The following is a 25,547-nucleotide window of genomic DNA, read 5'->3' as shown; positions in this document are numbered from 1 at the left end:
AAAGATTCAAGGGCTTTAGCCAAAACTTACACAATCATTTATTTGTATCATTCTCAAAAAAAAATTGTGCTAATTTATGTTTAATCTAAAAATCAATCGTCTGAAACCTCCAATTTAAGGTATCAATTAATGTGACCTGATTTAACTGTAAAGGCAAATCCGTTATGGCTTTTAAAGCTAAATTTGCCATCATGCTTCCCACAATTCCCGGCAATGCTCCCAAAACGCCTAGACTGTCACAATCCGGAAGATTTTCATCAAAAGGCGGTTCCGGAAAAATATCCCTCAAGTTTTTACTCCCTTTATAATTAAAAACAGCGACCTGACCCGAAAAACCTAAAATGCTTCCGTAAACCAAAGGCTTTCCAAGCTTTACACAAACATCATTAATTAAATATCGTGTTTTAAAATTATCAGAACCGTCAATAATGAGGTCAAACCGGGAAAGAATTTTTTCTGCGTTGGATTCGTCGATCTTATGTTCAATTCCGATAAAATTAATTTGATGATTAAGGTTTTTCACAAATTCTTCTGCACTTTTTACCTTAGATTTTCCAACAGAATTTTCATTATGAATGATTTGTCGGTTTAAATTATGCAATTCAACCTTATCAAAATCTGCTACACCCAAACTTCCAACTCCTGCCGCCGCCAGATATTGAATAACAGGACTTCCCAAGCCTCCCGCTCCAATCACAAGAACTTTTGAATTCATGATTTTCCGTTGACCTTCCAAACCGATTTCTTCGATAAAAATCTGTCGGCTGTATCGTGCAAAAATATCTTCGCTTTTCATTTTTTTGATTTTTAACGCAACGTCACAAGGTAATTTTTAAAATGATTCTGCATATTTTCGTTCGCAAAGGCATTTCATTCAGCAAATGATAGCTATTCTTAAGTCTTTGCAATTTGAACTTAAAATAGTTCTAGAATTAAATTCCACTGTACACAGAATCCCAATCTTTCATTACAGGATCGTAGCCGGATTTTTTAATGATGTTTCTAATTTCTTCCATGCTTCTTTCATCGCTGGTTTCAAATTGTTCCAAAGACTCTTTGTCCACCGCATAACCACCGGGATTTGTTTTTGAAGCCGCACTCATCGCCGTTGCTCCCAATGAAATTATATTGTTCCTAAATTTTTCACTTTCTCTTGTTGAAATGGATATTTCCAAATCTTCATTCCAGATTCGATAGGCACAGATTAATTGTAACAAATCTTTATCCGACATAATAAAATTCGGTTCAATAATTCCTTCCGCCGGTCTAAGTCTCGGAAATGAAACCGAAAATTTACTTTTCCAATATTGTTTTTGAAGATAATCGATGTGAAGGGCATTGAAAAAGCTGTCAACCCGCCAATCTTCCAGACCGAGCAAAACGCCCAATCCCATTTTATGAATTCCTGCCTTTCCAATCCTGTCAGGGGTTTCCAGACGAAAATTGAAATTCGATTTCTTTCCTTTCGGATGATATTCCTTGTAAACTTCCTGATGATACGTTTCCTGATACACCAAAACAGCATTGACTCCCGCATCATGCACCCGTCGATATTCTTCCTCGGACAAAGGCTGAACTTCAATCGAAATATTTGCAAAATGGGGCTTCAACAAACGAACAGCATTCAAAAAATAATCAATTCCAACCGTTTTATTTGCTTCGCCGCTTACCAGCAACACATGATTCACATCCATTGATTTTAAAACGGAAGCTTCAATCATTAATTCTGTATCAGAAAGCGTTTTTCTTTTAATCGAATTATCCAAACTAAAACCGCAGTACGTACAAATATTTTGGCATTCATTACTCAAATACAACGGTGCATACAATTGAATGGTTTTCCCGAAGCGTTTTTGAGTGAGATGCTGCGTCATTGTTGCCATTAACTCTAATTTCTGAGCAGCAACAGGCGAAAGGAAATTCAGGAAATCTTCTATTGTTTTATTCTTTTTCCGAAGGCTATTTTCTACATCATACAAAGTCACTTTTTTAAGCTTCTCCTTTACCTCATTCCATTTGTATTTTTCAAAAAAATCTTTAAAACTTTGCATACAATTTTGTTTAAAATAATTGACAGATAGGACTTCATCCTATCCTTTATTGAATCGTCCTTTTGGGACTCTTATATTTTTCGGTTTAATCAAACAAAAAAGAAGTTAATGGACTTGATGCTTCTGCGTGGTTCCCAATTGCTCCCAAACCCGATTCAAAGGCTCTTCTTCCTGCAATCACGCCTTCTTTAAAAGCTAGTGCCATATTCACGGGATTTCTCGCAACGGCAATTGCCGTGTTTACCAAAACTGCATCAGCTCCCATCTCCATTGCTTTTGCCGCATCAGAAGGAGCACCAATTCCTGCATCTACCACAACCGGAACATTGCTCTGACTGATAATTATTTCTAAAAAGTCAAGTGTTCTCAAACCTTTATTGGTTCCGATCGGCGCTCCCAAAGGCATCACAACTGCTGTTCCGGCATCTTCCAGACGCTTACACAATACCGGATCGGCATGGATGTAAGGCATTACGATGAACCCTAATTTGGCCAATTCTTCGGTTGCATACAATGTTTCAATCGGATCGGGCAATAAATATTTCGGATCTGGATGAATTTCCAGCTTTACCCAGTTTGTTTCCAAGGCTTCTCTAGCCAATTGTGCGGCCAAAACTGCTTCTTTGGCTGTTCTTGCGCCTGAAGTATTGGGCAAAAGATGAGATTTTGTTGGTTTTAAAGCATTTAATAAATTGTCTTCTGAAGATTGAGAATCGATTCTTTTCAATGCCATCGTTACCATTTCACTTCCTGAAGCGATTATGGAATCGGTCATTTCTGAAAGATTTCCGAATTTTCCTGTTCCTAAAAACAATCTTGATTCGAAAGTTCTGTCTGCTATTATTAAGGGTTGATTTTTCATTGCATTGCTATTTTAAATTCGTTGATAATAGAAGGCTGATTCGTAATTTGTCCCGAAACTGCTACTCCGTAAATTCCGATTTGCTGTAAAAGTTCGATGTCATCCAAAATCACTCCACCGATGGCAAATATCTTAGGAATTTCTAATGATTTTTCTCTTAAATCCTGAATGATTTTTTCATACCCTTCAAAACCCAAAATCGGACTTAACTGTTCTTTTGTTGAAGTAAATCTCAATGGTCCCAAACCTATATAATCACATGGTTCACTCATTCGTTGAAGAACATCTGAAATGGTATTTGCCGTTCCTCCGATAATTTTATTTTCTCCTAAAATATGCCTTGCAATTTCGATAGAAGTATCTTTTAATCCTAAATGAACACCGTCTGCATCGATCTCTTTTGCAATCTGAACATGATCGTTAATGATACAAGCCGTCTGATTATCCGAGCATAATTTTTTTGAAATTTCGCAAAGCTTGATGAATTCATTTTCAGGAGCATTTTTCCAACGAACTTGAATCCATTTTACCCCATTATCAAGGGCTTTCCGGATGTTTAGCTCCTGATCTTCTATGGTAAATCCCTGAGAGATATATTGTAATTTTTCCATTATTTAATTTGAATGAAATCCTAGCAAAGTAGAATTACTTGTTAAAAATTTTTCGATGTATAATTTTCCGTTTCGAAAGGCTTCTTCTACATTTTTTCCTAAAGCTAAATGACTTGCAATCGCAGAAGAAAGCACACAACCTGAGCCATGTTTCGGATAATAAACAGAAGTTTCATCAGTTGGATGAATTGAAATTTCCTTTCTATTATTAACTAAAATATCTGTACCCAATTGATCTTCCCGATGACCTCCTTTTATTAAAACTGAGCATGAATTTTCTGCTTTTTCCAAAATCTCGCTTTCTTTTAAAACTTTATATTCATTGTAATTTGGTGTCATTAAATCAATTTGTTTTAAAGCATTTTTGAGTTTAGAAACCGTATTTAAATCAAAAAAAGAAAACTCAGAAGTGCTTTTCAACACCGGATCCCAAACAATTTTTGCTTCAGGATTATTCAATTTAATTGTTTTAATAATCTCTGTTAAAAATTGAGCATCTTTTACCACTCCAATTTTAATGGCTTCAACATGATAATTTTTCATTAAAACATCAATTGCAGATAAAATCTCTTCTAAAGGTTGCCAATTCAAGCTCAAACATTGAGATTCCGTCTGTAAAGTCATCGCTGTACAAACTCCCAACCCCTGGACTTTCAATTGTTCCATTGTTTTAATATCTGCTAACAAACCTGCTCCGCCACTTGGATCGTAGCCGGCAATGCTCATTACGAAAGGACGTTCTGTCTGCATTTTTTGAAAACATTTAAAGGTTCATCACTTTCCCAAATTGCACCTAACAAAGCCACTCCATCTATTTTACTTTCGAAAACTTCGCTGATATTTTTTTCATTAATCCCTCCCAAAGCAATCAGCTTAACATTTGGATTGTCTCGTTTTTTAATATCATTTAAAATCATTGAATTTTCTCCGTATCCTTTTTTAGAAATACTTGGAAAAACAGGACTGATAAAAGCATATTCCCAATCTTCATTCAATTCATTAAAAGTTTCAATATCATGAACAGACGTTGAAATTGTTTTATCTAAGAAAGATTTATACAACTCATTTTGCCTGTCAATTTCTCTGAAATGAAGCCTTGAAATAGTAAAATTTTTCGCCAAATCATAATGACTGTGCAAAACCAGTTGATGATGAAACTCTGAATTTATATTTTGAATAAAATCCTCCATTTCATCTTGATTAATGAAAGGTTTTCTGATATGAAGCAAATCCAATCCTTCCTGAAATAATTCATTAATCAATTCAGCTTCGTTTTGAACAAATTCTTCGGGAGTGATTACGATGATCATATATAGATTTCTTTCCCTTTTTCGATGAATTCCTGTGATTTGTCGAACATTCCTTTTTCGGCAGATTCACGGATTTCCTGTGTAATTTTCATGGAACAGAATTTCGGTCCGCACATCGAACAGAAATGTGCAATCTTCGCTCCGTCTGCCGGAAGTGTTTCATCGTGATAAGACCTTGCTGTATCAGGATCTAGCGAAAGATTGAACTGATCTTCCCAACGGAATTCAAATCTGGCTTTACTCAAAGCGTTGTCTCTGTATTGTGAACCGGGATGACCTTTCGCCAAATCTGCAGCATGAGCAGCCAGTTTATACGTGATAACTCCAACTTTTACATCTTCTTTATTGGGAAGTCCTAAATGTTCTTTCGGAGTAACATAACAAAGCATCGCACAGCCAAACCAGCCAATCATCGCTGCACCGATTCCGGAGGTGATGTGGTCGTAACCTGGCGCAATATCCGTCGTCAAAGGACCTAATGTGTAAAACGGAGCTTCATCACATACTTCCAATTGCTTTTCCATATTTTCTTTAATCATGTGCATCGGAACGTGACCGGGACCTTCAATCATCACCTGAACGTTGTGTTTCCATGCGATTTTTGTCAGTTCTCCTAACGTTTCCAGTTCTGCAAATTGTGCTTCATCATTCGCATCGGCAATCGAACCCGGACGAAGGCCGTCTCCCAAAGAAAAGGCAACATCATATTTTTTCATGATTTCGCAGATTTCCTCGAAATGCGTGTATAAAAAGTTTTCCTTATGATGATACAGACACCATTTTGCCATGATAGAACCACCTCGGGAAACAATTCCTGTGACCCGTTTTGCTGTCAGATGAATATATCTCAACAAAACTCCAGCGTGAATCGTGAAGTAAGAAACTCCCTGCTCTGCCTGTTCAATCAAGGTGTCTTTAAAAATTTCCCAGGTCAGATCTTCTGCTACGCCTTTTACTTTTTCCAACGCCTGATAAATCGGAACGGTACCAATCGGAACCGGGCTGTTTCTGATAATCCATTCCCTGGTTTCGTGGATGTTTTTTCCGGTTGACAGATCCATAATCGTGTCAGCTCCCCAACGGCAGGCCCAGACTGCTTTTTCAACTTCCTCTTCAATGCTTGAAGAAACGGCACTGTTTCCGATGTTGGCATTAATTTTAACCAAGAAATTCCGGCCGATAATCATCGGTTCGCTTTCCGGGTGATTGATATTGTTGGGAATAATTGCTCTTCCGGCTGCGATTTCGTCTCTTACAAATTCAGGGGTGATTTTGCTTTTAGGAGTTCTCGCTCCAAAATTATTTCCCGGGTGTTGAAAAGCCATATCTTTTGAAACAGAACCCAATTGTCCTATTTTCTGGTTTTCTCTGATCGCAATATATTCCATTTCCGGAGTGATGATTCCCTGTCTTGCGTAATATAACTGAGTAACTTCATGACCTTCTTTGGCCACTTTTGGCTTGTGATTATAAGAAAAGCGCAGCTTATTCAGCTTTGAATCCGCAAGACGCTTTTTTCCGTAGTCGGAGGTAATTCCATCTAAAGTTTCCACATCATTTCTATCCAAAATCCATTGTTCTCTGATTCTTGGAAGTCCTTTTTCGATATCAATTTCTGAATTTTCATCGGTGTAAGGTCCTGATGTATCGTAAATTGTGACAGGCGGATTTTCTTCAGTTTTTCCGTTGGTCAATTTAGTCGGACTTAAATGTATTTCACGCATCGCTACATTGATTGGGTGAATTTTCCCTTCAACATAGATTTTTTTTGAGTTCGGAAACGGCGAACGTGTGATATTGTGAGCCATAAAATGATTGTTTTTTTTATGAGAATTAACCGCCTTGAGTAGCAGTGATAATTAAAATTGAATCTTTGTCGTTGAGAAATGTTTCCGCCCAGAATGACTGCGGAATAATGCGATTGTTGAGCGCTACGGCAATACCTTTTCGTTTTTGGGGTATTTCAATAGCCATTAATGCTTCCAGAGTGTCGGGAAGTACATCAAATTTTTTGAGTGTGTGATTTATTGTGAGCTCCATTCCTAAATTTTTAAAACACTTTAGGAATGCCCATTATTGTACAATAGAATGTACAGCAAAAGTCATTTCACTTTTCCCTACGCTAGTATGATCTAGAATCAGGTTCAAAGGGTAAAATCTCAGCCTGTTTGTCAACAGACACCCCTAAAGTTTGAGACGAAGTTAGTTATTTTTTTGAAATGGGCAAAATTTTTAATTTTAGTTAAATAAAAAAACCATCTCAAAACTGAGACGGTTTTTTTTATTTAAGTATTTTCTTTTATTCTTCACAAGCTCTCCAAATTGCATCATTTTGCGGAATGGGAGCAATAATTTCAATATTTTCTTTGGTGACTGGATGAATAAATTCCAGTTTTCTGGCATGAAGATTAATTCCGCCATCAGGATTTGATCGTGGTGCGCCATATTTTAAATCACCTTTGATAGGAACTCCGGTTTTTGATAACTGCGCCCGAATTTGGTGATGTCTTCCAGTTTCAAGATCAATTTCCAGCAGAAGATAATTATCTAAAGTTTTAATAATATGATACGTTAGGATAGATTCTTTTGCCCCATCCGTCGCTTTTGTATAAACAATCGCTTTATTATTTTTTTCGTTTTTCTGTAAATAATGAACCAGCCTTTGACTTTGAGGAATCATTTCCTTTGCCACAACGGCCCAATAGGTCTTTTTGATTTCCCTGTTTTTAACCATTTGAGTCAAACGGGAAAGTGCTTTTGAAGTTTTAGCATAAATCACCAAACCCGAAGTTGGGCGGTCGATACGATGAACCAAACCCAGAAAAACATTCCCGGGTTTAGCATCTCTTATTTTTATAAAATTTTTGATTGAATCCAACAGAGATTCGTCGCCGGTTTTATCGCCCTGTACAAGCTGTCCGACTTTTTTATTGATCACCAAAAGATGGTTGTCTTCATATACAATCTGATCTTCCATGGTTTACTGACGAAAATTTGGCCTGTTTGACAAAGAAAGAATGACTCCGGCTAAAAGCCCAAGGGTTTTCATTCCTGATGTTATTTTTAATTCGTAAGGTAAAAAAGCACCGATAATACAAAAAGCAGCCGCCGCATACATCGGATATACAAACTTTTTATTAACTAATAAAGGTGCCTGCAAAATAAAGCTTATCCCTACAATAATATAAAATATTCTTTTGGAAAGCAGCGCATTGACTTCCGGAGAAAATAAATTAAACCATCCTATCGCAAGGCAAACGATGGCTAAAATAGAAATAACTCCCTGAATGGCCTGAAGATTCTGCTTCATTAATAACTTTCTTTTTCGTTTGGAAAATCAACATTTTTTACATCTTTCACATATTGAGCAACGGCTCCCGTGATTTCAGTATAAAGATCAAGGTATCTTCTTAAAAATTTAGGACTGAAACCTTGGTTCATCCCTACCATATCGTGGTAAACCAAAACCTGCCCGTCACAATCAGGACCGGCTCCGATTCCGATGGTTGGAATAGTAATGCTTTCCGATACTTTTTTAGCCAAATCAGCCGGAATTTTCTCCAAAACAATCGCAAAACACCCTAATTCTTCCAAAAGTTGAGCATCTGAGATCAATTTTTCAGCTTCTGCTTCATCCTTTGCTCTTACTTTATACGTTCCGAATTTATAAATCGACTGGGGTGTCAATCCCAAATGTCCCATCACAGGAATTCCGGCATTGATAATTTTTTTAATTGATTTTGAAATCTCTTTTCCGCCTTCAATTTTTACGGCATGAGCACCGCCTTCCTTCATCATTCTTACCGCAGATTCCAGTGCTTTTTCAGGATTGCTCTGGTAAGTCCCGAATGGTAAATCGGCTACCACCAAAGCTCTGTCAGTTCCTCTCACCACACTTTGAGCATGGTAAATCATCTGATCCAAGGTAATAGGCAATGTGGTTTCAAAACCTGCCATCACATTAGCTGCAGAATCTCCGATTAAAACAGCATCAATACCTCCTGCATCTACCATTTTGGCAGTTGTAAAATCGTAAGCTGTAAGCATCGTTATTTTTTCCTTGTCGAATTTCATCTTACGCAAGGTCTCCGTTGTAACTTTCTTAATTTCAGAGTGAACAGACATAATGTATCTATTTTTTAAAGTTAAAAGTCGGCGCTGGGCCGACTCAATTTTTGTATGATTTATAAAACTACGTGTCCTAGTTTCATTAATTTGTCGTGGTTGAGGATTTTGATATTCCTTCCGTCTACTTCGATGAGCTGGTCTCCTTTAAATTCAGAGATCAGACGGATGGCGCTTTCTGTAGCGGTACCGATAATGTTGGCAATTTCTTCTCTTGTTAAAGAAATTTTGATAAAACCTTCCGGATCAACGCCTAATTTCTGCTCTAAAAGCAATAAAATTTCGGCCAATCTTTCTCTTACCGTTTTTTGGGCAAGGAAGGTGATTGTATTTGATGATTCACCCAATTCGTAAGAGATTTTCTGAAGCATTACAAAAGAAAGCTGAGGATCAACTTCAAGTAAATACATAAAAACTTCGGCAGGAAGAAAAACAGCTTCAATATCAGTCATTGCTTCTGCTTTTGCCTGAAAATTTTCCCCACAAAGCAGTGAGCGATATCCGATGATATCCCCTTCTTTGATAAATCTAAGAATCTGGTCTTTTCCGAAAGCTCCTGATTTTGAAAGCTTAGCCGCACCTTTTTCTAAAAAATAAACGCCTTTTGGAATTTCTCCGTCCTCAAAAATAGTGTCGTGCTTTTGAAAACTAAGTCTTTTTTTAGCGTTAATGTATTTATCAAAATCAGCGCTGGAAAGTCTTTCCTTGAATGATTTATCATTAAAAACCCTGGCAAACCTATCTTCAATTGCAATCTGTTGTTCCTGCGACATTTTATATGACATTTATCACAAAAATAGAACTTTTTAACTCGATAAACAAAAAAAATTGTTATAATTTTGTAGTTCAATAATTTATGAAGGTGAGCGAGAACTGTTTTCATTGTGGTCAAGATATCGAAAAGGAAAGAATTTTGTTTGATGAAAGACTTTTCTGTTGCAACGGTTGTAAATCGGTTTACGAAATACTGAATACCAATAATTTAAGTAATTTTTACGAGCTTAATAAAAGGGCAGGAATTCGTCCGAGTGATGAAAACGCCGGCCAGTTCGATTATTTAGACACTCCTGAGATTTTCAATAAAGTAACAGATTTTTCGGAAGGAAGCACAAGCTTAGTCACTTTTAAGATTCCTGTAATCCACTGTTCTTCTTGCATTTGGCTATTGGAAAGCATTCATACTTTAAATGAAAATATTAAATATTCTCAGGTTAATTTCACCAGAAAGACCTTACAGGTTTCATTCAATCATAATGATTTAAAACTAAGTGAATTAGCTAATTTTTTAACCAATTTAGGATACAAACCTGTCATCAGTCTTGAAACTGCAGATAAAAATGTAGATCATCTTGATAAATCTTTACTGATTAAGTTCGCGATTGCGGCTTTTGCTTTCGGTAACGGAATGTTCCTCGCTTTCCCGGAATATGTGGGTGGAGAAGATTACTGGATGGAGCATTACAAAGGTTTGTTCAGAACATTGATCTTTTTACTGGCAACTCCCGTTGTATTTTACTCAGCATCAGACTATTATAAATCGGCTTGGTACGGTTTAAAAAATAAGATTGTTAACATTGATGTTCCGATTGTTTTAGGAATTTTGGTGTTGTATGGAAGAAGCATTTATGAGGTCGTAACAGATTATGGACCAGGATATTTCGATACACTTTGCGGACTTTTATTCTTCATGCTTTTGGGTAAAATTTTCCAAAAAAGAACCTACAGTGCGCTTTCATACGACAGAGATTACAAATCTTTTTATCCGATTGCCGTAACGAAGGTTGATTTTGAAGGAAAACAAGAAAATATTTTATTGTCAGAAATTAAAGTTGGAGACAGAATTTTAGTCAGAAATCAGGAAATCATCCCTGTTGATGCTATTTTAATTAATGGGGAAGGAAATATTGACAACAGCTTTATCACGGGAGAAAGTGAAAGCATCAGCAAACAGCCCGGAGATAAAATTTTCGCGGGAGGAAAACAAGTCGGCTCGTCTTTGGAACTCGAAGTCATTAAAAATGTTGATCAAAGTTATCTGACTCAACTTTGGAATAAAGAAGCCTTCAAAAAACATGAAACAGGACTTGACACACTGACCAACAACGTCAGTAAGTATTTCACATTCATTATTTTAGGCATTGCTTTAGTTTCGGGAATCTATTGGTCTTTTGTTGATTTACGGACCATGTTTCAGGTTGTTTCCGCGATTTTAATAATAGCTTGTCCGTGTGCGCTTGCGTTGTCTGCACCGTTCACTTTCGGTCACATTATGAGGATTTTAGGCCGAAATAAGTTTTACGTAAAAGATACTTTAACGATCGAAAAAATTGCAAAATTAAACACCATCGTTTTTGACAAAACAGGAACGATTACCCATAGAAAAAAATCAAATATAAAATACGAAGGTTCCGAAATTAATGAATTTGATTTATTGAATATCAAAACATTATTAAAAAATTCAAACCATCCGCTTTCAAAATCTTTATACGAATTTATTGATATTAAAGATGATTATTTTACGGTTGAGAATTTCGTGGAAATTTCAGGAAAAGGTTACGAAGCGAGCATCAGAGGAAATGTATACAAAATCGGTTCTGCAAAATACAATAATCAGGAATCCAAAAACCTTGAAACAGCAGTTTTTATCAGTAAAAATGATGAATTTTTAGGTAAATTTATCTTTAAAAACGAATACCGTCAAAATCTTAAAGATTTATTCAAAAAACTTACGAATTATAAAATTTTCATTCTGAGTGGCGACAATTCGTCTGAGGAAAATCAATTGAAAGAACTGATCCCGAATTTTGAAGGAATGGCTTTCAACCAAAACCCTGAAGATAAATTGAATTATATCAAAAATCTTCAGGACAAAAATCTTAAAGTTGCCATGCTTGGAGACGGTCTAAATGACGCCGGAGCGCTTAAGCAAAGTAACGTCGGGATTGCAATTTCTGACGACAGCAATAGTTTTACACCCTCTTCTGATGTCATCATGAATGGAGAAAAAGTGGTGACTCTCGACAAATACCTGAACGTGTGCAAAGGCTCGATCACGATTGTAAAAATGACATTTATAATTAGTTTTCTTTACAACATTGTCGGTTTAAGTTATGCAGTTACAGGACATATGCATCCGCTTTTCGCAGCAATCCTTATGCCGATAAGCTCTATCACGGTAGTTACATTCACCACACTTTCAACTTGGATACTGGGAAGAAAACACTTCAGAAAAGAGGCTTAAACGCCCTTATTTAGACTGATTTTAAATTAGCTGAAAACCGTATTTCGTGATGAATGTCATTATTTTTCACTAAATTTGAACCCCGAAAATAGGTTAATTTTGTTGTCAAATGGATATTCTATATTTAATGATCCTGTGCAGTGTTTCTTTGGCTGCGATTTTCTTGGTCGTATTTATAGTCTACGCCAAAAAAGGGCAGTTTGAAGATGATGAATCTCCGGCTGTCAGAATTCTGTTCGATTCCGGTGAGATCAAGGAAAAGAAGGAAGTTGGCAACGATAAAAAAGACGAAAAAGAAATAGGAAATAATAAAATTGAAGAAAAAAGTGAATAGTTGATATGGAGACACAAAAGTTTAGTTATGACAACAGCATTGTTCGTGCATTCCTTTATGCGACCATAGTTTTTGGGCTTATTGGGTTCACGTTCGGGCTTACGGCAGCATTAATGCTTTTCTACCCTGAACTTCCCGAATTTTTATTCGGAACTGATGATACGACGATTAGAAGCTTGTCATCAGGGAATATTCAAGGCTTGATAAACACACATGGTGCATTCGGATTTGGTAGAATCAGGATGCTGCACACCAACACCGTAATCTTTGCATTCGTATGTAATATCGTTTACACAGGTATTTATTACTCGTTACAGAGATTATTAAAAACAAGAATGTACAGTGATACATTATCTTGGTTACATTTCTGGACTTGGCAATTTATGATTGTTGCTACGTTCGTTACGTTCTTTATGGGGATTAACACCTCAAAAGAATATGCTGAACATGAGTGGCCAATCGATATTTTGATTGCGTTCTCCTGGATCATTTTCGGAGCGAATATGTTCTTAACTATTGCAAAAAGAAGAGTAAGACACTTATATGTAGCTATTTGGTTCTATATTGGTACCTGGATCGCAGTAGCAATGCTTCATATCTTCAATAACCTTGAGGTTCCTTTATCTTTCACAGGTTGGAAATCTTATTCAATGTATGCGGGGGTAAAAGACGCTATCGTACAATGGTGGTACGGTCACAATGCAGTTGCATTCGTATTGACGACGCCAGTTTTAGGTTTGATGTATTATTTCTTACCAAAAGCTGCCGACAGACCTGTTTTCTCATATAAATTGTCTATTATTCACTTCTGGTCATTAATTTTCGTATATATCTGGGCGGGGCCTCACCACCTTCAGTATACAGCTTTACCGGCATGGGCTCAGGCGGTAGGAACTGGTTTCTCTATCATGCTTATTGCACCATCTTGGGGAGGTATGCTAAACGGACTTTTAACATTAAGAGGAGCATGGGATAAAGTAAGGGAAAATCCTGTTCTTAAATTCTTCGTTGTGGCTGTTACCGCTTACGGTATGGCAACATTTGAAGGCCCGCTTCTGGCAACTAAAAATATTAACAAAATTGGTCACTTTACAGACTGGGTTATTGGTCACGTACATTTAGGAGCTCTTGGATGGAATGGTTTCATGGCATTCGGAGTTATCTATTACCTGGTACCCATCTTGTGGAGAACCAAATTATATTCTACAAAATTAGCCAACTGGCATTTCTGGCTGGGAACTTTAGGGATCATCTTCTACGCAGTGCCAATGTATATCGCAGGATTCACACAAGGGCTAATGTGGAAACAATTCAACCCGGACGGAACCTTATTATGGAAAAACTGGCTGGATACTGTTACAGCAATCGTACCTTACTATAAAATGAGATTCTTAGGAGGATCATTCTATATCTCAGGAGCAATTTTAATGGTTGTAAACGTTGTGGCAACTGTAAGAAAAGGATCATTCCAGAAAGAAGTTCCTGCAGAAGCACCGGCTTTAGCAAACATCAGCAAAAACAGAAAAGAAGGAGAAGGCACTCACCTTTGGTTAGAAAGAACTCCGGTATTATTGGGAATTTTATCTTTCTTAACAATATCAATAGGTAGTTCCGTTGAAATTATCCCTACATTATCTCTTAAGAAAAGTGTACCGACAATCTCAGCAGTAAAACCATATTCTCCACTAGAACTGGAAGGTAGAGATCTTTACATCCGTGAAGGCTGTAACGCTTGTCACTCTCAGATGATCAGACCATTCAGAGATGAGATTGTAAGATTTAACGGTAAAAACGGGCAATATTCAAAAGCCGGAGAGTTTATTTATGACAGACCATTCTTATGGGGATCAAAAAGAACAGGACCGGATTTACATAGAGAAGGTGGTAAAAACCCAAGTTCTTGGCATTACAAGCACATGTATAACCCGAGATCTACATCAGCAGGATCGATTATGCCTCGTTTCCCTTGGCTAATTGCTACAAATCTTGACAGATCTAAAATGGTAGACAAAATGAAGTTAATGAAAAACACATTTGAAGTACCCTATACAAAAGCTGAAATAGATTCTGCAGACTCGTGGGCTAACAATCAGTCTTCAAAAATTGTTAAAGATATCTTCTCTGAAGCAGCCGACTTAAAAGACGCTTACGCCAAGAGACCTAAAGGTGAATTAGAGAAAAAAGAAATTGTCGCTCTTATTGCTTATCTGCAAAGATTAGGAACAGATATCAAAACAACTGAAATAAAAACAGCAAGTAATAACTAAACATTAAAAGCTTCAGATGATTCCTCAGAATTTTAAAGATATATTATCCAATACAGAAAACGCAGGTTTTTACCAGACGTTGGCTCTGATTTTCTTTATGCTTTTCTTCGTAGCTTTAGTAATATATGTTTTTAGCAGGCCTAAAAAATATTACAAAGAAGAAGAAGAAGCACCGCTTGGGGATGATGAAGACGATTTTAATTTAAAAAATTAAACTATTTGTTATGAAACAAAGAACACCCGTTGTAGTAAACATCTTAATAATAATAGGACTTTTAATAGTTTTTTATTATCTGTTTGTACAAAGCTATTCGTTCCTAGGTTCACCATATTTCTGGGGTACTGTAATCATTGCCGGTATTCTGGCTTATATCCACAGTGCAATCGGAGATTTGATTGAAAATAATAAATTCAAAAAACTTTCTCCTGAAGAAAAGGCTGCCTATTTGGCAGAAAAGAAGATTCCTTTCTTGAGAAGAATGTATGATGCTGCTTTTAAAAAGCAATCTGAAACTGAAGAAAAGGATATCCTTATAGACCACGGTTTCGACGGCATCATGGAATTGGATAACCAATTGCCAAAATGGTGGGTAGGTTTATTCTATTTTGGGACTGCTTTTTGTATTGTTTATATCACCGCTTATTCTTTCACAGATTTCGCACACCCATTAAGCGAATATGAAAAAGAATATAAAGAGCAGATGGCAGCTATTGACGAGTACAATAAAACCCAACCTCCGGTAACTATTGAAACGGCTAAGTATTCTGCAGACAATATTGCAGAAGGTCAGGAGCTTTTCAAAACAAACTGTGCTTCTTGCCACGGCCCGGACGGAAGAGGTGGTATCGGTCCTAACTTAACGGACAACTACTGGATCAACCAACCGGAGAAAACATTATTTAAAAACGTTTTCCATATGGACTGGAACGGATCGCCAAACAACCCTGCAATGAGACCATTCGGTAAAAACGGAGAAGTTTCTGGTGCAGAAATTGAAAAGATTGCCGCTTTTGTATACCACATCAATCAAGAGCAGGCTCCAATTACTCCGGCACAAGGAGGTGCTGCTCCGCAAGGAACTGAAGCACATTGGGAAAAAGAATAATTTAACAAAAATTAGAAAGTATATGAAAAAACATAATTTGTTATTAGATTAAAAAAATAGTAACGAATTATGTTTTTCTTTTTTTAAAATATATTACAATGTCAGACATAGAAGAAATAGAAGTAAGAGGCGGACAGGGACAGGTTCTGGACCCTGAGACTTATAGAGATTCTATAGGGACAATGGAGCAATCCGGAAAAAGAAAATGGGTATTTCCAAGAAAGCCAAAAGGAAAATATACCAATTACAGAAACATCGTAAGCTACACCTTGCTCCTTATTTATTTTACAGTGCCATTTATAAAAGTTAATGGCAATCCCTTCTTTTTATTTAATGTAATAGATAGAGAGTTCTACATTATCGGACAGCCTTTCTATCCGCAAGACTTTTTTATCCTTACTCTGGGTGCCATTGCATCTTTAATATTTATCATCATTTTTACGATTGCATTCGGAAGAATTTTCTGCGGGTGGATATGCCCTCAGACAATTTTTATGGAATCCATATTCCGTAAAATTGAATATCTTATTGAAGGTGACAGAAACAGCCAGATGAGACTGGACAGACAAGAGTGGAACAGTGAGAAAATCTGGAAAAGAAGCTTAAAGTGGACAGTTTACATCATTATCTCTTTAATTATCACTCACTTTATGCTGATGTATATTGTGGGGTATCAGGAAATATTTAAAATTATTTCTGAAGGGCCGTTTGCACATCCTACCAATTTCATTGTGATGGTACTTTTTACCGCAGCATTTTATTTTGTATTTGCGTGGTTCAGAGAGCAGGTTTGTACGCTGGTTTGTCCATACGGAAGATTACAGGGTGTTTTGATTGATAAAGACACGATCAATGTTTTCTACGATTTTAAAAGAGGTGAAAACAGATCAAAATGGAGAAAAGGTGAAGACAGAAAAGCTGCCGGAAAGGGAGACTGTATCGACTGCCATCAATGCGTAGTTGTCTGCCCCACAGGAATTGACATCAGAGACGGACAACAGCTTGAATGTGTAAACTGCACAGCCTGTATCGACGCCTGTGATGAAGTTATGGAAAAAGTAGGCCTTCCGAAAGGATTGATCAGATATGCTTCTGAGAACGAAATTGAAAACCAGACTCAGTTTAAATTCACAGGAAGAATGAAAGGTTTTGCCATCGTTCTTGTATTATTGGTTGGTTTTCTTGGTTTTCTGCTTTACAATCGCGGAGAAATGGAAGCCAAATTTATCAAGCCTGCAGGCAGCACATTTTTCCTGCGTGACGGAAAAATTACCAATACCTATAACTATACTTTCTTAAATAAAACAAACGACAAGAAAATAGTTACCATTAAAGTAATTGAGCCTACTCACGGAGAAATCACCTTCAGCGCATCTGGTAAAATTACCGTAGAAAGAGATAAAATTTCCAAGGGAACGATCAATATCAGCTTCCCTGAAAATGAAATGAAGCTGTCAAAACAAAACATTACCATCGGAGTTTATGATACGAAGGGCAATTTGGTAGATTCTTATCAGACTTATTTTGAAGGACCATTTAAATTACAATTTTAAATTTTAACCATGAAATCGTTGCTGTTTAGAACATAATCTCAAACGGCAGCTCATTTTTCAGGTGGCTTAAAACAATAATGCCGTTTAAACTTTTTTCTTTGAATTATTAAGTTTAAGCAAGTTCAATAATAAAATTTACATATGAAAAACTTTAGTTGGGGACACGGTGTTGTAATTGCATTATTTGCATTCATAGCTTTTATTTTATCGATGTTATTTCTTTTTCCGAACGGGCAAAAGAATTCCGAAATGGTAACCGATAACTATTATGAAGAAGAATTGCAATATCAGGATGTCATTGATGCTAAAAAAAGAGCAGATACGCTTCAGGAAAAACCTACTTACAGCCAGGATACAAACGGAATTAAAATACAATTTCCTAAAGACTATAACAATTCAAATACAACCGTAAAATTTGTATTAAACAGAACCGACGATCAGAATTTAGATATAAAAAAAGCGGTACAAATAGATGCAAATCAATCTTTTACCATTCCGACCCGTGTATTGAGTAAAGGGAATTATACGTTGAGATTGATGTGGACTAAAGACAAAACAGATTATCGAATCGACTATGACGTGATATGGAAATAGCACTTATTTTATCGGCAATCGGCTTAGGCTTCGCATCCGGATTTCACTGTATCGGAATGTGCGGACCTATTGCGCTGTCGATGGGATTAACAAAAAAACAGGCGACCAACTTTTATCTTCAAAATCTTACGTATCAGTTCGGAAGAATTTTCACTTATTCTCTTTTGGGAGCAATTCTTGGAATTATTGGCGAAGGTTTTGAAATGGCAGGTTTTCAGCAATATCTTACGATTGCTGTAGGGATTTTACTGATCATTATGGCCGTTTTTTCTTTTGGAGGAAAAGATTTCGCTTCAAAAATTCCTTTTTTCTCTAAATTTTTATTCTCTGTAAAATCAAATTTGGGAAAATTACTTCAGAAAGCAGATTACAGATCAAGATTTACAACAGGAATTTTAAACGGATTTTTACCCTGCGGAATGGTTTATATGGCTCTCACAGCAAGCCTGGCAAGCGGAGGAATATGGCAGGGAGCTTCCTACATGGCCTTATTTGGTTTGGGAACGCTTCCATTCATGTTTGCTGTAGTTTTGGTCGGAAATTTGATGAATCAGGCTTTTAGAGTAAAGGTTTTAAAAGCAATTCCGGTTGTGATGATTATTTTAGGCGGATTATTTATCGTAAGAGGTCTTGAATTAGGAATTCCTTACATTTCGCCAAGAGCTGAAGCCATGACGATTTCGAAAGACAACAACGGAGACTGTCATTTGGGAGGCGATCACAGCCAGCATGCGCACAGCAAGGTCAATTGTCATTAATTTAATTTTTAAACCAAATCAACTATAACTATGAAAAACTTCTTATTCCTATTCATCAGCCTTTTTGCACTACACTCGTGCACATTAAATTCGGAAATCACGTATCATAAAGATGCCGCAACCACGACCATGATGGATCTTGATATGAAAGACGCCATGTCAATGATGAAATCTATGATGCCTGATTCTGCTAAAAATGATAAAAAAGAATTTGCAGAGCTTGAAAAACTTCCAAAAACATGGACAAGCCTTTATGACATGGAGAAAAAGGAAGGTAAATTAAAAACCAAAAATCCGGATTCTATTAAAATCATGAAAAAAATCTTCATGAAATCCAGTATCGAAAACAACGAAATTTCAGGATTTTCCTTCAAAATGGATCATTTTTCTAAAGATGATTATAATTCAGTGAAAAATATTTCGAAAAACGAACAAGTTCCGATCGATCAAATGGCAATGAACGACTGGGACGGGAAAACATTAACAATCGACACCGAAAAGCTGAGCCTTAACGGCATGAAAGATCTTTTAGCAAAAAAAGGCATTACAGGAGATGATGAAAGTCCGGAAATGCCCATGGGAACGCTGAAAATGATGTACAAAAAAATCGGAACCACGTTAAAATTTGAGAACAAGATAAAATCCATCACAGGAAAACACGATTGGCTTACAAAAGTTGACGATCATTCCATAAGAATTGATTATGATCTTGATTATTTATTTGGCGAAGAGAAGGATAAAAAACCTCTTAAAAATGCCGATAAGAAAATCGTTGTTGTAACAGAATAATTTACTATCACATAAAACAAAGCCACCGAAAATTTCGGTGGCTTTTTATTTAGATCAAATATTGAATCTTAATTAATTATATCAAATCTCGCATACTCAGCAACCTTCTTAGGAAGCTTGATGCCGTCTGCAGTCTGATTGTTTTCAAGCAATGCAGCCATAATTCTTGGTAAAGCCATTGCAGAACCATTTAATGTGTGCACCAACTGAGACTTTCCGTCAGTTTTGTAACGGCATTTTAAACGATTAGCCTGGAAAGTTTCAAAATTAGAAACTGAACTTACTTCCAGCCATCTTTCCTGAGCCGCGCTCCAGACTTCGAAATCATACGTCATTGCAGAAGCAAAACCTGTATCACCGCCACAAAGTCTTAAAACTCTGTAAGGAAGCTCAAGATCCGTAAGGATTTCCTTGATATGCTCAACCATTTCTTCCAAAACAGCATAAGAATTTTCAGGTTTTTCAATTCTTACGATTTCTACTTTTTCAAATTGATGAAGACGGTTCAGACCTCTTACGTGAGCTCCGTAACTTCCCGCTTCCCTTCTGTAGCACTGAGAAAATGCCGTATTTTTAATCGGAAGATCTTTTTCTTCCAACAAAACATCACGGTATAAATTCGTCACAGGAACTTCCGCCGTCGGAATTAAATATAAATCATCAGCCTGAATATAGTACATCTGCCCTTCTTTATCAGGCAACTGCCCTGTTCCGTAACCAGATGCTTCATTCACAACGTGAGGCGGATTAACTTCCAAATATCCTTTTTCAACATTTTTATCTAAAAAATACTGAACCAAAGCTCTTTGCAGTCTCGCACCTTTCCCTAAATAAACAGGGAAACCCGCACCGGCAATTTTTACTCCTAATTCAAAATCAATAAGGTTATATTTTTTTACCAATTCCCAGTGAGGAATCGCTCCTTCACCCAATCCCTGAACATCGTGAGACTGATAAATTGTTTCATTATCATCCGCCGAAGCACCATTTTTCACCAATTCATTCGGAATGTTTGGAATTTGGTATAAAATATCCAATAAAGCCTGTTCTTTTACTTCAAGCTGGGATTGCAATTCTTTACTCGATTCTTTGTACTGAGCTGTTTTAGATTTTGCAGATTCTGCTTCTTCCTTTTTTCCTTCTTTCATTAAAAGCCCGATTTCTTTGGAGATTTTATTGATTTCGGAAAGTTGAGAATCTAATTCAAATTGGATTTTTTTTCTTTCGTCGTCAGTAGCAATAGCATTGTCTACCAACTCAAGATTTTTGAATTGTCTTTTTTTCAGACCTTCTAAAACGCGTTCTTTATTGTCGCGTAAAAAATTGACTTGTAACATTTTATTTAGATGTTAGTTATTAGAATGCTAGATCGAATCTAACAGTTTTGCAAATTTAAAAAATTATTTTACGATCGTAACTACATTTGAAACGCCGGGTTGTTTTGTAAATCTTAAAGTATCATTATAAAATACTTTCGAGACCTCAAAAACGGAAGGTGTTAATCGATACTGGATTTCCAGCTTTTCTTCGATGGTGTCGATCGCTACATTATTCACCGCTTTCCTTAATGAGACCGTAATCACAGAATGATAAATCTTATTGTCTGGATCTAAAGTATCAATTCCTATTCTTTTTGCACCGGCGATATATTCTATGTAAAACGTGGAATCAGGATTCATTTTGAGCGAACTGCTTACCGGAGCATTATCTTTGTCACCTAAAACATCATTCATAACATAGGTAAAATATGAAGTGTCTTTCTTTTTGTGAAATAAATCCCGCCCCAAGCTATTTTTCATGTAAATATTTAATATCTGATCTATTTTTTGAATATCATCTTCCTCACTTCTACAGCTTAGAAGCGCAAAAAATACAACCAGAATTCCGAAAACAACATTTCTCATTGCCAACAAAGATAAAACTTATTTTAATTCTTTAAGGTATTTCTGAAAGAAGTAACCCAACAAAAATCCCGAAAATATCAATGTAATTGAAACACTTAGCGTCATTCCCAGAATTTCATATCTTGGAACGAGAATGAAAGAAAGCGTAACCAATAATACTAACGAACAAAAAGAAGCTTTTGTATTTAAAGACATTTTTCCGACAGCAGATAACAGATTTCCATACAAATTTCTGAAAAGAATGTTCATTAAAAATGTAAACATAAAAATGATAAACAATATATAATTTTCAGCATACTTCTCATTAAAAAACAATCTCAAAATATCTTTACTAAAAAAAGCACAAACTACAAATATCCCCAAACAAACAGGGACAAAAACCTTATAATACCCTGAAATATAATTTTTTATAAAATTTTTATCCGTATAGTTTTTTGCTAAAACAGGAAAATCACTTTGCATAAAAGCCAACGCCAAAAATGTAACATTTGAAGGAATAAGAATTACCACGCGGTAGCTTGCAACGGCGTTTTCATTCAATAAAAAACCCAACAAAAGGATATCCAGAGAAAATAAAGCGTCTGAAAGAATTGTTGTTCCGGAAGTGTGAAGCGCATATTGCCAAATTTCTTTAGAATTAAAGATATCCGGTAATTCTTTCATCGAAACACCTTTCATTTTAAACCAAAATAAAGACAAAAACGGTGTAAAAGCCATTGCAATCAAATATCCTTTTAATTGAAAGAAATAACTTAAAATCAAAAGAATTGCCAAGCCTAACACATTGACAACATTATTAAGTTTTGCAAATTGTCTATTTTTATCATTAATTCTAAGCTCAGACTGAATATAATTGTAAAAATAAAAACCAATAAAACGAATAGAGAAAAATCCGAATATCCAGAAAATATCTTCATATTTTGTGACATAAAAAACACTGAAACCAAGAAAAACCAAGGTCAGCAAAAGCTGATACATAAAACCCTGTCTCAAAAGATAGCCCGACAATTTCTTTCTCTGATCCTCATTTTCCGTAACAGACCCGAATCTCAACAAACTCTGATGGCTTCCCAGTCCGCTGCAAGAAGCAAAAGCTGCAAACAAAGCCGCAACAATGCTCATTTTTCCAAAATCGTGCTCCGGTAAAAGTTTAATGATAAAAAGGGAAGAAAGAAAAGCACAAATTTTTCCTATGAGTAAAGAAACAAGAACATATTGGCCCTGATTTTTAAGAAAATTGCGTAAAAATGTCAATCCTTCTTTCATTCATCAAAAATAAAGCTTAAAAATGGATAAAATATTTATAGCCTGAGATTTGTGATAAAAAACTTTTGATGAAAACAATTCTGTCATTTCATCTCTGAGCTCTTTATAATTTTCCAGACGATCAATATTTTCATCAAAATATTCCTGATAATATTGCTGAATTTCCGGGCTTGAATCGTAATAATACTGATACGGATACATGCTTGCCTTTTCCGGGGATTTTAGAATTTTCTTGTAAAAAAACAAATATCCGTTTTTGAGAAATTTCTCACCCAATCTCATTTTCCACTGAGCACCGGGTTTGGTCAATGTCTTTTCCCAAATGTATTTTTCTGCATCTTTACAATGTTTGGAAAGCCATTCAAGGTAAAGTTTTTGCTTGTATTTCCAGTCTTCAGGAAAGCTGATCGACAGTTTTATAAAATCTTTCGTCATAAAAGGTGAAATCAGATATCCTTTCTGGTGCATCACCTGGGCGCCGAGTACCGTTCGGTTATACGCGAGGTTTTTCAATAAAAATATTTCTTCTTTTTCGTATTTTTTAAGAACATTGTCCAATTCTGATTGTATTTTGGGAAGAAAATTTTCATTAACAATAATTCTTTTCAAAGAAGGCGTTTTTTTGTTGGGCTCCAGATTAAAACCGCCTAAAATCCCGTCTCCAATTTGTCCGCCATGAAATATTGAAAAGTTGTCAAATTGTAATTGATCGAGTGCATAACTCACATGAATCCCTCCAGTGTAAAGGCTTGTGCCTTCCGAAAGTCTGGTAAGCTCATCAATTTTTTTCAGAAAACTGCCTTTATCCAGAGGAATAAATTTATAATTTATATTGTAGTCGGAAGCGATTTTCCGGGAAATTTTTTCATCCAAATATCCTGATTGAGAAAAACATACAGCAAGATCAGGTTTAAGATTGTTTTTAATCGCATAAAACATCGCCATACGACTATCCAGTCCACCGCTGAGTAAAGCGAGATGTGAAGTTCCCAATTCGATGTCTTTTTCGTATTCCATTTTTACAGCTTCAGTAAAAACTTCGTGAAGATCATCAACTGCCTTTTCTTTGCTTTTGTTATAATATGGAATTTCTGAGATGTTAAAATATTCTATTTCTTTAACGAAAAGCGTGTTAAGATCAATTTCCAAAAAATGAGAATCTTCAACTTTGTAAATATTTTGAATCGGAGTTTTATTTTCCAACAGATTTCCGATGGTAAGCAATTCATAAAAAGAGGAAATATCCGGATGTATAGAAATTCCTTTACTTTTGATCGTATCTGCCAATCTTACCAAATCTGAATCAATGAAAATCTGGTCATTCATTTTAGAATAAAAAACCCTTTGCGTTGAAGTAGGATTGGTAAAAATCAAAATTTTATTCTCATTTTTATCCCAAATACAACCTCTGAATTCACCTTCCAATTGTTGAATTACCCGCCAATTGTTCTTTTCATAACTTTTTAGAAGAAAATCTTCGAAATCCGGAGCTGAGTTTTTTTGAACTAAATCTTTTTTATTTAAAACAATACCTTCCAATAAAATATCAACCGAATCAGTTTCTAAAAAAACGGAATCATACTTTTTCCCTTCAAAAAAAGCATTAATCTGAACTTGTTGGTTACCAATAAAAGCAGAAAAACCTTTACTCATTTTACAATTTGCTGATATATTTCTGTGAATTGTCTTGCAATAGATTCTTTTGAATATTTTTCTAAAACAACTTCACGAATCTGTTTTTTATCCTTAAAAGAATATTCTTTCCTGCATATTTTTTTTAAAACTGAATACAATTGATCTGTATTATTCTTTTCAAGTCCAATTCCTAAACCGTCAATGATAAATTCGGCTGCGCCGCCAACTTTTGTTGAAATAACAGGCTTTCCGCAGGCATAAGATTCTAAAATCACACAACCTTGCGTTTCGTTTTCACTAAATAAAATAAAATAATCTGAATGCTGCATTTTTTCGGCAACTTCCTGATAACTGATGGCATCGAAGACTTTTATATAATTTTCTGCATTCAGTTGTTTAACTAAATTAATTAAAGGTTCGGTTTCCCCGTCACCACCGATTTCCAGGCTTACGTTGAAACCATTTTGATGTAAAGAATGAATTGCTTTGATAATTTCATGTGGTTTTTTACGCGGAATTAAGCTTGAAACATGTAAAAATTTCGTTAAATCTGAATTTTCACTTTCCGGTTTAATATCAAAAACATTTGTGTCAACCACATTTGAAATAACTTTCATGGGAGTTTTGATGCCCATTAATTGCAGGCTTTCTTTCAGATTATGGCTTACTGGCATGATGTATCCTGCATTTTTTGCGATATACCTTGCAATTCTTTTGATGTTGTTGGACGTTTTAGACAAGTTTTCCTGCTGAAAAGCTGTCCAATGCTCAGTCAAAACAAAAGGTATTTTGAATTTTCTTTTGATATAAACGGCAAAAAGCATATTGTTGTGAAGAACGTTTGCATGTACCAAATCGGGCTTTTTCATTGTAGAAAATCCCATTTTGTATGCTTTCATTCTTTTCAGAAAATTTTTAATCGGATTCTTGGAATTCTTATAATAAATAATCAAAGTTCTTATTCCATTGATCAATTTATCATCGAAAATGAACTCTTCCTGTTGACTAAAATCTCCGATCGTATGTAATATCTCGACCTCATGCAATAACGCCACCGCTTCTGCGTGACGCTGTACAAAATTACCGTTTGTGGGTTCCAGTTTGTTCGGGAACCAGGAAGAGATAAAAAGTATTTTCAAGG

At 35.8% G+C, this 25,547-nt stretch carries 26 protein-coding genes and 1 riboswitch; of the genes, 9 read left to right on the top strand and 17 right to left on the bottom strand.

What is annotated here, in order from left to right; all coding sequences use genetic code 11:
* Window positions 1-85: 85 nt before the first annotated feature.
* The 12 genes from BLT04_RS09045 to BLT04_RS08990 form a co-directional block, all read right to left on the bottom strand.
* Window positions 86-796: a HesA/MoeB/ThiF family protein gene (locus BLT04_RS09045; RefSeq protein ID WP_089755448.1), complete on the bottom strand. Its 711-nt coding sequence runs from the start codon at window positions 794-796 to the stop codon at window positions 86-88.
* Between the two features lie 136 nt (window positions 797-932).
* Entirely contained in the window at window positions 933-2,051 is a 1,119-nt protein-coding gene (thiH, locus tag BLT04_RS09040; protein ID WP_089755447.1) for a 2-iminoacetate synthase ThiH, read from the bottom strand.
* An 85-nt stretch (window positions 2,052-2,136) separates the two neighbouring features.
* The gene (locus tag BLT04_RS09035; protein ID WP_089755446.1) at window positions 2,137-2,913 is read right to left on the bottom strand and encodes a thiazole synthase; all 777 of its coding nucleotides are present in this window, start codon (window positions 2,911-2,913) and stop codon (window positions 2,137-2,139) included.
* Entirely contained in the window at window positions 2,910-3,524 is a 615-nt protein-coding gene (thiE, locus tag BLT04_RS09030; protein WP_089755445.1) for a thiamine phosphate synthase, read from the bottom strand. Before thiE ends, BLT04_RS09035 begins: the two co-directional genes overlap by 4 nt.
* A 3-nt stretch (window positions 3,525-3,527) precedes the next feature.
* The gene (locus BLT04_RS09025; protein ID WP_089755444.1) at window positions 3,528-4,274 is read right to left on the bottom strand and encodes a hydroxymethylpyrimidine/phosphomethylpyrimidine kinase; all 747 of its coding nucleotides are present in this window, start codon (window positions 4,272-4,274) and stop codon (window positions 3,528-3,530) included.
* Entirely contained in the window at window positions 4,250-4,834 is a 585-nt protein-coding gene (locus BLT04_RS09020) for a thiamine phosphate synthase (protein ID WP_089755443.1), read from the bottom strand. Before BLT04_RS09020 ends, BLT04_RS09025 begins: the two co-directional genes overlap by 25 nt.
* Window positions 4,831-6,642 carry a phosphomethylpyrimidine synthase ThiC gene (gene thiC, locus BLT04_RS09015; RefSeq protein WP_089755442.1) on the bottom strand — a complete coding sequence of 604 codons (1,812 nt, stop codon included), beginning with the start codon at window positions 6,640-6,642 and terminating at the stop codon, window positions 4,831-4,833. The genes BLT04_RS09020 and thiC overlap by 4 nt, the downstream gene beginning before the upstream one ends.
* A 25-nt stretch (window positions 6,643-6,667) precedes the next feature.
* Entirely contained in the window at window positions 6,668-6,874 is a 207-nt protein-coding gene (thiS, locus tag BLT04_RS09010; RefSeq protein ID WP_089755441.1) for a sulfur carrier protein ThiS, read from the bottom strand.
* A gap of 57 nt (window positions 6,875-6,931) precedes the next feature.
* Window positions 6,932-7,030: riboswitch (TPP riboswitch) on the bottom strand.
* Window positions 7,031-7,133: 103 nt separating this feature from the next.
* The gene (locus BLT04_RS09005) at window positions 7,134-7,811 is read right to left on the bottom strand and encodes an RluA family pseudouridine synthase (RefSeq protein WP_089755440.1); all 678 of its coding nucleotides are present in this window, start codon (window positions 7,809-7,811) and stop codon (window positions 7,134-7,136) included.
* A 3-nt stretch (window positions 7,812-7,814) separates the two neighbouring features.
* A complete protein-coding gene (locus BLT04_RS09000; RefSeq protein ID WP_089755439.1) occupies window positions 7,815-8,144 on the bottom strand; it encodes a hypothetical protein in 330 nt (109 codons plus the stop codon).
* The gene (gene panB / locus BLT04_RS08995; RefSeq protein ID WP_089755438.1) at window positions 8,144-8,959 is read right to left on the bottom strand and encodes a 3-methyl-2-oxobutanoate hydroxymethyltransferase; all 816 of its coding nucleotides are present in this window, start codon (window positions 8,957-8,959) and stop codon (window positions 8,144-8,146) included. The genes BLT04_RS09000 and panB overlap by 1 nt, the downstream gene beginning before the upstream one ends.
* 59 nt (window positions 8,960-9,018) lie before the next feature.
* A complete protein-coding gene (locus BLT04_RS08990) occupies window positions 9,019-9,732 on the bottom strand; it encodes a Crp/Fnr family transcriptional regulator (RefSeq protein ID WP_089755437.1) in 714 nt (237 codons plus the stop codon).
* Window positions 9,733-9,821: 89 nt separating this feature from the next.
* Between BLT04_RS08990 and BLT04_RS08985 the strand changes: the two genes are divergently transcribed.
* From BLT04_RS08985 to BLT04_RS08945, 9 genes are all read left to right on the top strand, one after another.
* Window positions 9,822-12,200, top strand: coding sequence for a heavy metal translocating P-type ATPase (locus BLT04_RS08985; RefSeq protein ID WP_170828454.1), 2,379 nt, complete (start codon window positions 9,822-9,824; stop codon window positions 12,198-12,200).
* 109 nt (window positions 12,201-12,309) lie between these two features.
* Window positions 12,310-12,534 carry a cbb3-type cytochrome oxidase assembly protein CcoS gene (gene ccoS / locus BLT04_RS08980; RefSeq protein ID WP_089755435.1) on the top strand — a complete coding sequence of 75 codons (225 nt, stop codon included), beginning with the start codon at window positions 12,310-12,312 and terminating at the stop codon, window positions 12,532-12,534.
* A 5-nt stretch (window positions 12,535-12,539) separates the two neighbouring features.
* Window positions 12,540-14,801: a cytochrome-c oxidase, cbb3-type subunit I gene (gene ccoN / locus BLT04_RS08975; protein ID WP_089755434.1), complete on the top strand. Its 2,262-nt coding sequence runs from the start codon at window positions 12,540-12,542 to the stop codon at window positions 14,799-14,801.
* 16 nt (window positions 14,802-14,817) lie between these two features.
* Window positions 14,818-15,015 carry a cbb3-type cytochrome oxidase subunit 3 gene (locus tag BLT04_RS08970; RefSeq protein WP_048512090.1) on the top strand — a complete coding sequence of 66 codons (198 nt, stop codon included), beginning with the start codon at window positions 14,818-14,820 and terminating at the stop codon, window positions 15,013-15,015.
* Window positions 15,016-15,025: 10 nt separating this feature from the next.
* Entirely contained in the window at window positions 15,026-15,907 is an 882-nt protein-coding gene (locus BLT04_RS08965) for a cbb3-type cytochrome c oxidase N-terminal domain-containing protein (RefSeq protein WP_089755433.1), read from the top strand.
* Between the two features lie 98 nt (window positions 15,908-16,005).
* Window positions 16,006-17,460 (top strand): cytochrome c oxidase accessory protein CcoG, encoded by a 1,455-nt coding sequence (gene ccoG / locus BLT04_RS08960; RefSeq protein WP_089755432.1) that lies wholly within the window; start codon window positions 16,006-16,008, stop codon window positions 17,458-17,460.
* Window positions 17,461-17,601: 141 nt separating this feature from the next.
* Complete coding sequence (locus BLT04_RS08955) at window positions 17,602-18,054, top strand: FixH family protein (RefSeq protein ID WP_089755431.1); 453 nt, start codon at window positions 17,602-17,604, stop codon at window positions 18,052-18,054.
* Entirely contained in the window at window positions 18,045-18,812 is a 768-nt protein-coding gene (locus BLT04_RS08950; protein ID WP_089755430.1) for a sulfite exporter TauE/SafE family protein, read from the top strand. The genes BLT04_RS08955 and BLT04_RS08950 overlap by 10 nt, the downstream gene beginning before the upstream one ends.
* A 30-nt stretch (window positions 18,813-18,842) precedes the next feature.
* On the top strand, window positions 18,843-19,601 hold the full coding sequence (locus BLT04_RS08945) for a hypothetical protein (RefSeq protein ID WP_089755429.1): 759 nt from the start codon (window positions 18,843-18,845) through the stop codon (window positions 19,599-19,601).
* 68 nt (window positions 19,602-19,669) lie between these two features.
* Here BLT04_RS08945 and serS read toward each other — a convergent pair whose 3' ends face one another.
* From serS to BLT04_RS08920, 5 genes are all read right to left on the bottom strand, one after another.
* Window positions 19,670-20,938: a serine--tRNA ligase gene (serS, locus tag BLT04_RS08940; protein ID WP_089755428.1), complete on the bottom strand. Its 1,269-nt coding sequence runs from the start codon at window positions 20,936-20,938 to the stop codon at window positions 19,670-19,672.
* Window positions 20,939-21,001: 63 nt separating this feature from the next.
* On the bottom strand, window positions 21,002-21,505 hold the full coding sequence (locus BLT04_RS08935; RefSeq protein ID WP_089755427.1) for a hypothetical protein: 504 nt from the start codon (window positions 21,503-21,505) through the stop codon (window positions 21,002-21,004).
* An 18-nt stretch (window positions 21,506-21,523) separates the two neighbouring features.
* Window positions 21,524-22,771 (bottom strand): oligosaccharide flippase family protein, encoded by a 1,248-nt coding sequence (locus BLT04_RS08930; protein ID WP_089755426.1) that lies wholly within the window; start codon window positions 22,769-22,771, stop codon window positions 21,524-21,526.
* A 3-nt stretch (window positions 22,772-22,774) separates the two neighbouring features.
* Window positions 22,775-24,424, bottom strand: a complete 1,650-nt coding sequence (locus tag BLT04_RS08925; RefSeq protein ID WP_089755425.1) for an asparagine synthase-related protein — start codon at window positions 24,422-24,424, stop codon at window positions 22,775-22,777.
* The gene (locus BLT04_RS08920) at window positions 24,421-25,545 is read right to left on the bottom strand and encodes a glycosyltransferase (RefSeq protein ID WP_089755424.1); all 1,125 of its coding nucleotides are present in this window, start codon (window positions 25,543-25,545) and stop codon (window positions 24,421-24,423) included. Before BLT04_RS08920 ends, BLT04_RS08925 begins: the two co-directional genes overlap by 4 nt.
* Between the last annotated feature and the right edge of the window lie 2 nt (window positions 25,546-25,547).

This window comes from Chryseobacterium soldanellicola (assembly GCF_900100115.1).
GTDB lineage: Bacteria > Bacteroidota > Bacteroidia > Flavobacteriales > Weeksellaceae > Chryseobacterium > Chryseobacterium soldanellicola.
The sequence above is the reverse complement of the archived record's forward strand: the minus strand, read 5'-3'. Positions and strand labels throughout refer to the sequence as shown.

Excerpts from the sequence above, each read along its gene's own strand:
- BLT04_RS09045 (WP_089755448.1), bottom strand. The coding sequence starts at position 796 with ATGAAAAGCGAAGATATTTTTGCACGATACAGCCGACAGATTTTTATC.
- thiH (WP_089755447.1), bottom strand. The coding sequence starts at position 2,051 with ATGCAAAGTTTTAAAGATTTTTTTGAAAAATACAAATGGAATGAGGTA.
- BLT04_RS09035 (WP_089755446.1), bottom strand. The coding sequence starts at position 2,913 with ATGAAAAATCAACCCTTAATAATAGCAGACAGAACTTTCGAATCAAGA.
- thiE (WP_089755445.1), bottom strand. The coding sequence starts at position 3,524 with ATGGAAAAATTACAATATATCTCTCAGGGATTTACCATAGAAGATCAG.
- BLT04_RS09025 (WP_089755444.1), bottom strand. The coding sequence starts at position 4,274 with ATGCAGACAGAACGTCCTTTCGTAATGAGCATTGCCGGCTACGATCCA.
- BLT04_RS09020 (WP_089755443.1), bottom strand. The coding sequence starts at position 4,834 with ATGATCATCGTAATCACTCCCGAAGAATTTGTTCAAAACGAAGCTGAA.
- thiC (WP_089755442.1), bottom strand. The coding sequence starts at position 6,642 with ATGGCTCACAATATCACACGTTCGCCGTTTCCGAACTCAAAAAAAATC.
- thiS (WP_089755441.1), bottom strand. The coding sequence starts at position 6,874 with ATGGAGCTCACAATAAATCACACACTCAAAAAATTTGATGTACTTCCC.
- BLT04_RS09005 (WP_089755440.1), bottom strand. The coding sequence starts at position 7,811 with ATGGAAGATCAGATTGTATATGAAGACAACCATCTTTTGGTGATCAAT.
- BLT04_RS09000 (WP_089755439.1), bottom strand. The coding sequence starts at position 8,144 with ATGAAGCAGAATCTTCAGGCCATTCAGGGAGTTATTTCTATTTTAGCC.
- panB (WP_089755438.1), bottom strand. The coding sequence starts at position 8,959 with ATGTCTGTTCACTCTGAAATTAAGAAAGTTACAACGGAGACCTTGCGT.
- BLT04_RS08990 (WP_089755437.1), bottom strand. The coding sequence starts at position 9,732 with ATGTCGCAGGAACAACAGATTGCAATTGAAGATAGGTTTGCCAGGGTT.
- ccoS (WP_089755435.1), top strand. The coding sequence starts at position 12,310 with ATGGATATTCTATATTTAATGATCCTGTGCAGTGTTTCTTTGGCTGCG.
- ccoN (WP_089755434.1), top strand. The coding sequence starts at position 12,540 with ATGGAGACACAAAAGTTTAGTTATGACAACAGCATTGTTCGTGCATTC.
- BLT04_RS08970 (WP_048512090.1), top strand. The coding sequence starts at position 14,818 with ATGATTCCTCAGAATTTTAAAGATATATTATCCAATACAGAAAACGCA.
- BLT04_RS08965 (WP_089755433.1), top strand. The coding sequence starts at position 15,026 with ATGAAACAAAGAACACCCGTTGTAGTAAACATCTTAATAATAATAGGA.
- ccoG (WP_089755432.1), top strand. The coding sequence starts at position 16,006 with ATGTCAGACATAGAAGAAATAGAAGTAAGAGGCGGACAGGGACAGGTT.
- BLT04_RS08955 (WP_089755431.1), top strand. The coding sequence starts at position 17,602 with ATGAAAAACTTTAGTTGGGGACACGGTGTTGTAATTGCATTATTTGCA.
- BLT04_RS08950 (WP_089755430.1), top strand. The coding sequence starts at position 18,045 with ATGGAAATAGCACTTATTTTATCGGCAATCGGCTTAGGCTTCGCATCC.
- BLT04_RS08945 (WP_089755429.1), top strand. The coding sequence starts at position 18,843 with ATGAAAAACTTCTTATTCCTATTCATCAGCCTTTTTGCACTACACTCG.
- serS (WP_089755428.1), bottom strand. The coding sequence starts at position 20,938 with ATGTTACAAGTCAATTTTTTACGCGACAATAAAGAACGCGTTTTAGAA.
- BLT04_RS08935 (WP_089755427.1), bottom strand. The coding sequence starts at position 21,505 with ATGAGAAATGTTGTTTTCGGAATTCTGGTTGTATTTTTTGCGCTTCTA.
- BLT04_RS08930 (WP_089755426.1), bottom strand. The coding sequence starts at position 22,771 with ATGAAAGAAGGATTGACATTTTTACGCAATTTTCTTAAAAATCAGGGC.
- BLT04_RS08925 (WP_089755425.1), bottom strand. The coding sequence starts at position 24,424 with ATGAGTAAAGGTTTTTCTGCTTTTATTGGTAACCAACAAGTTCAGATT.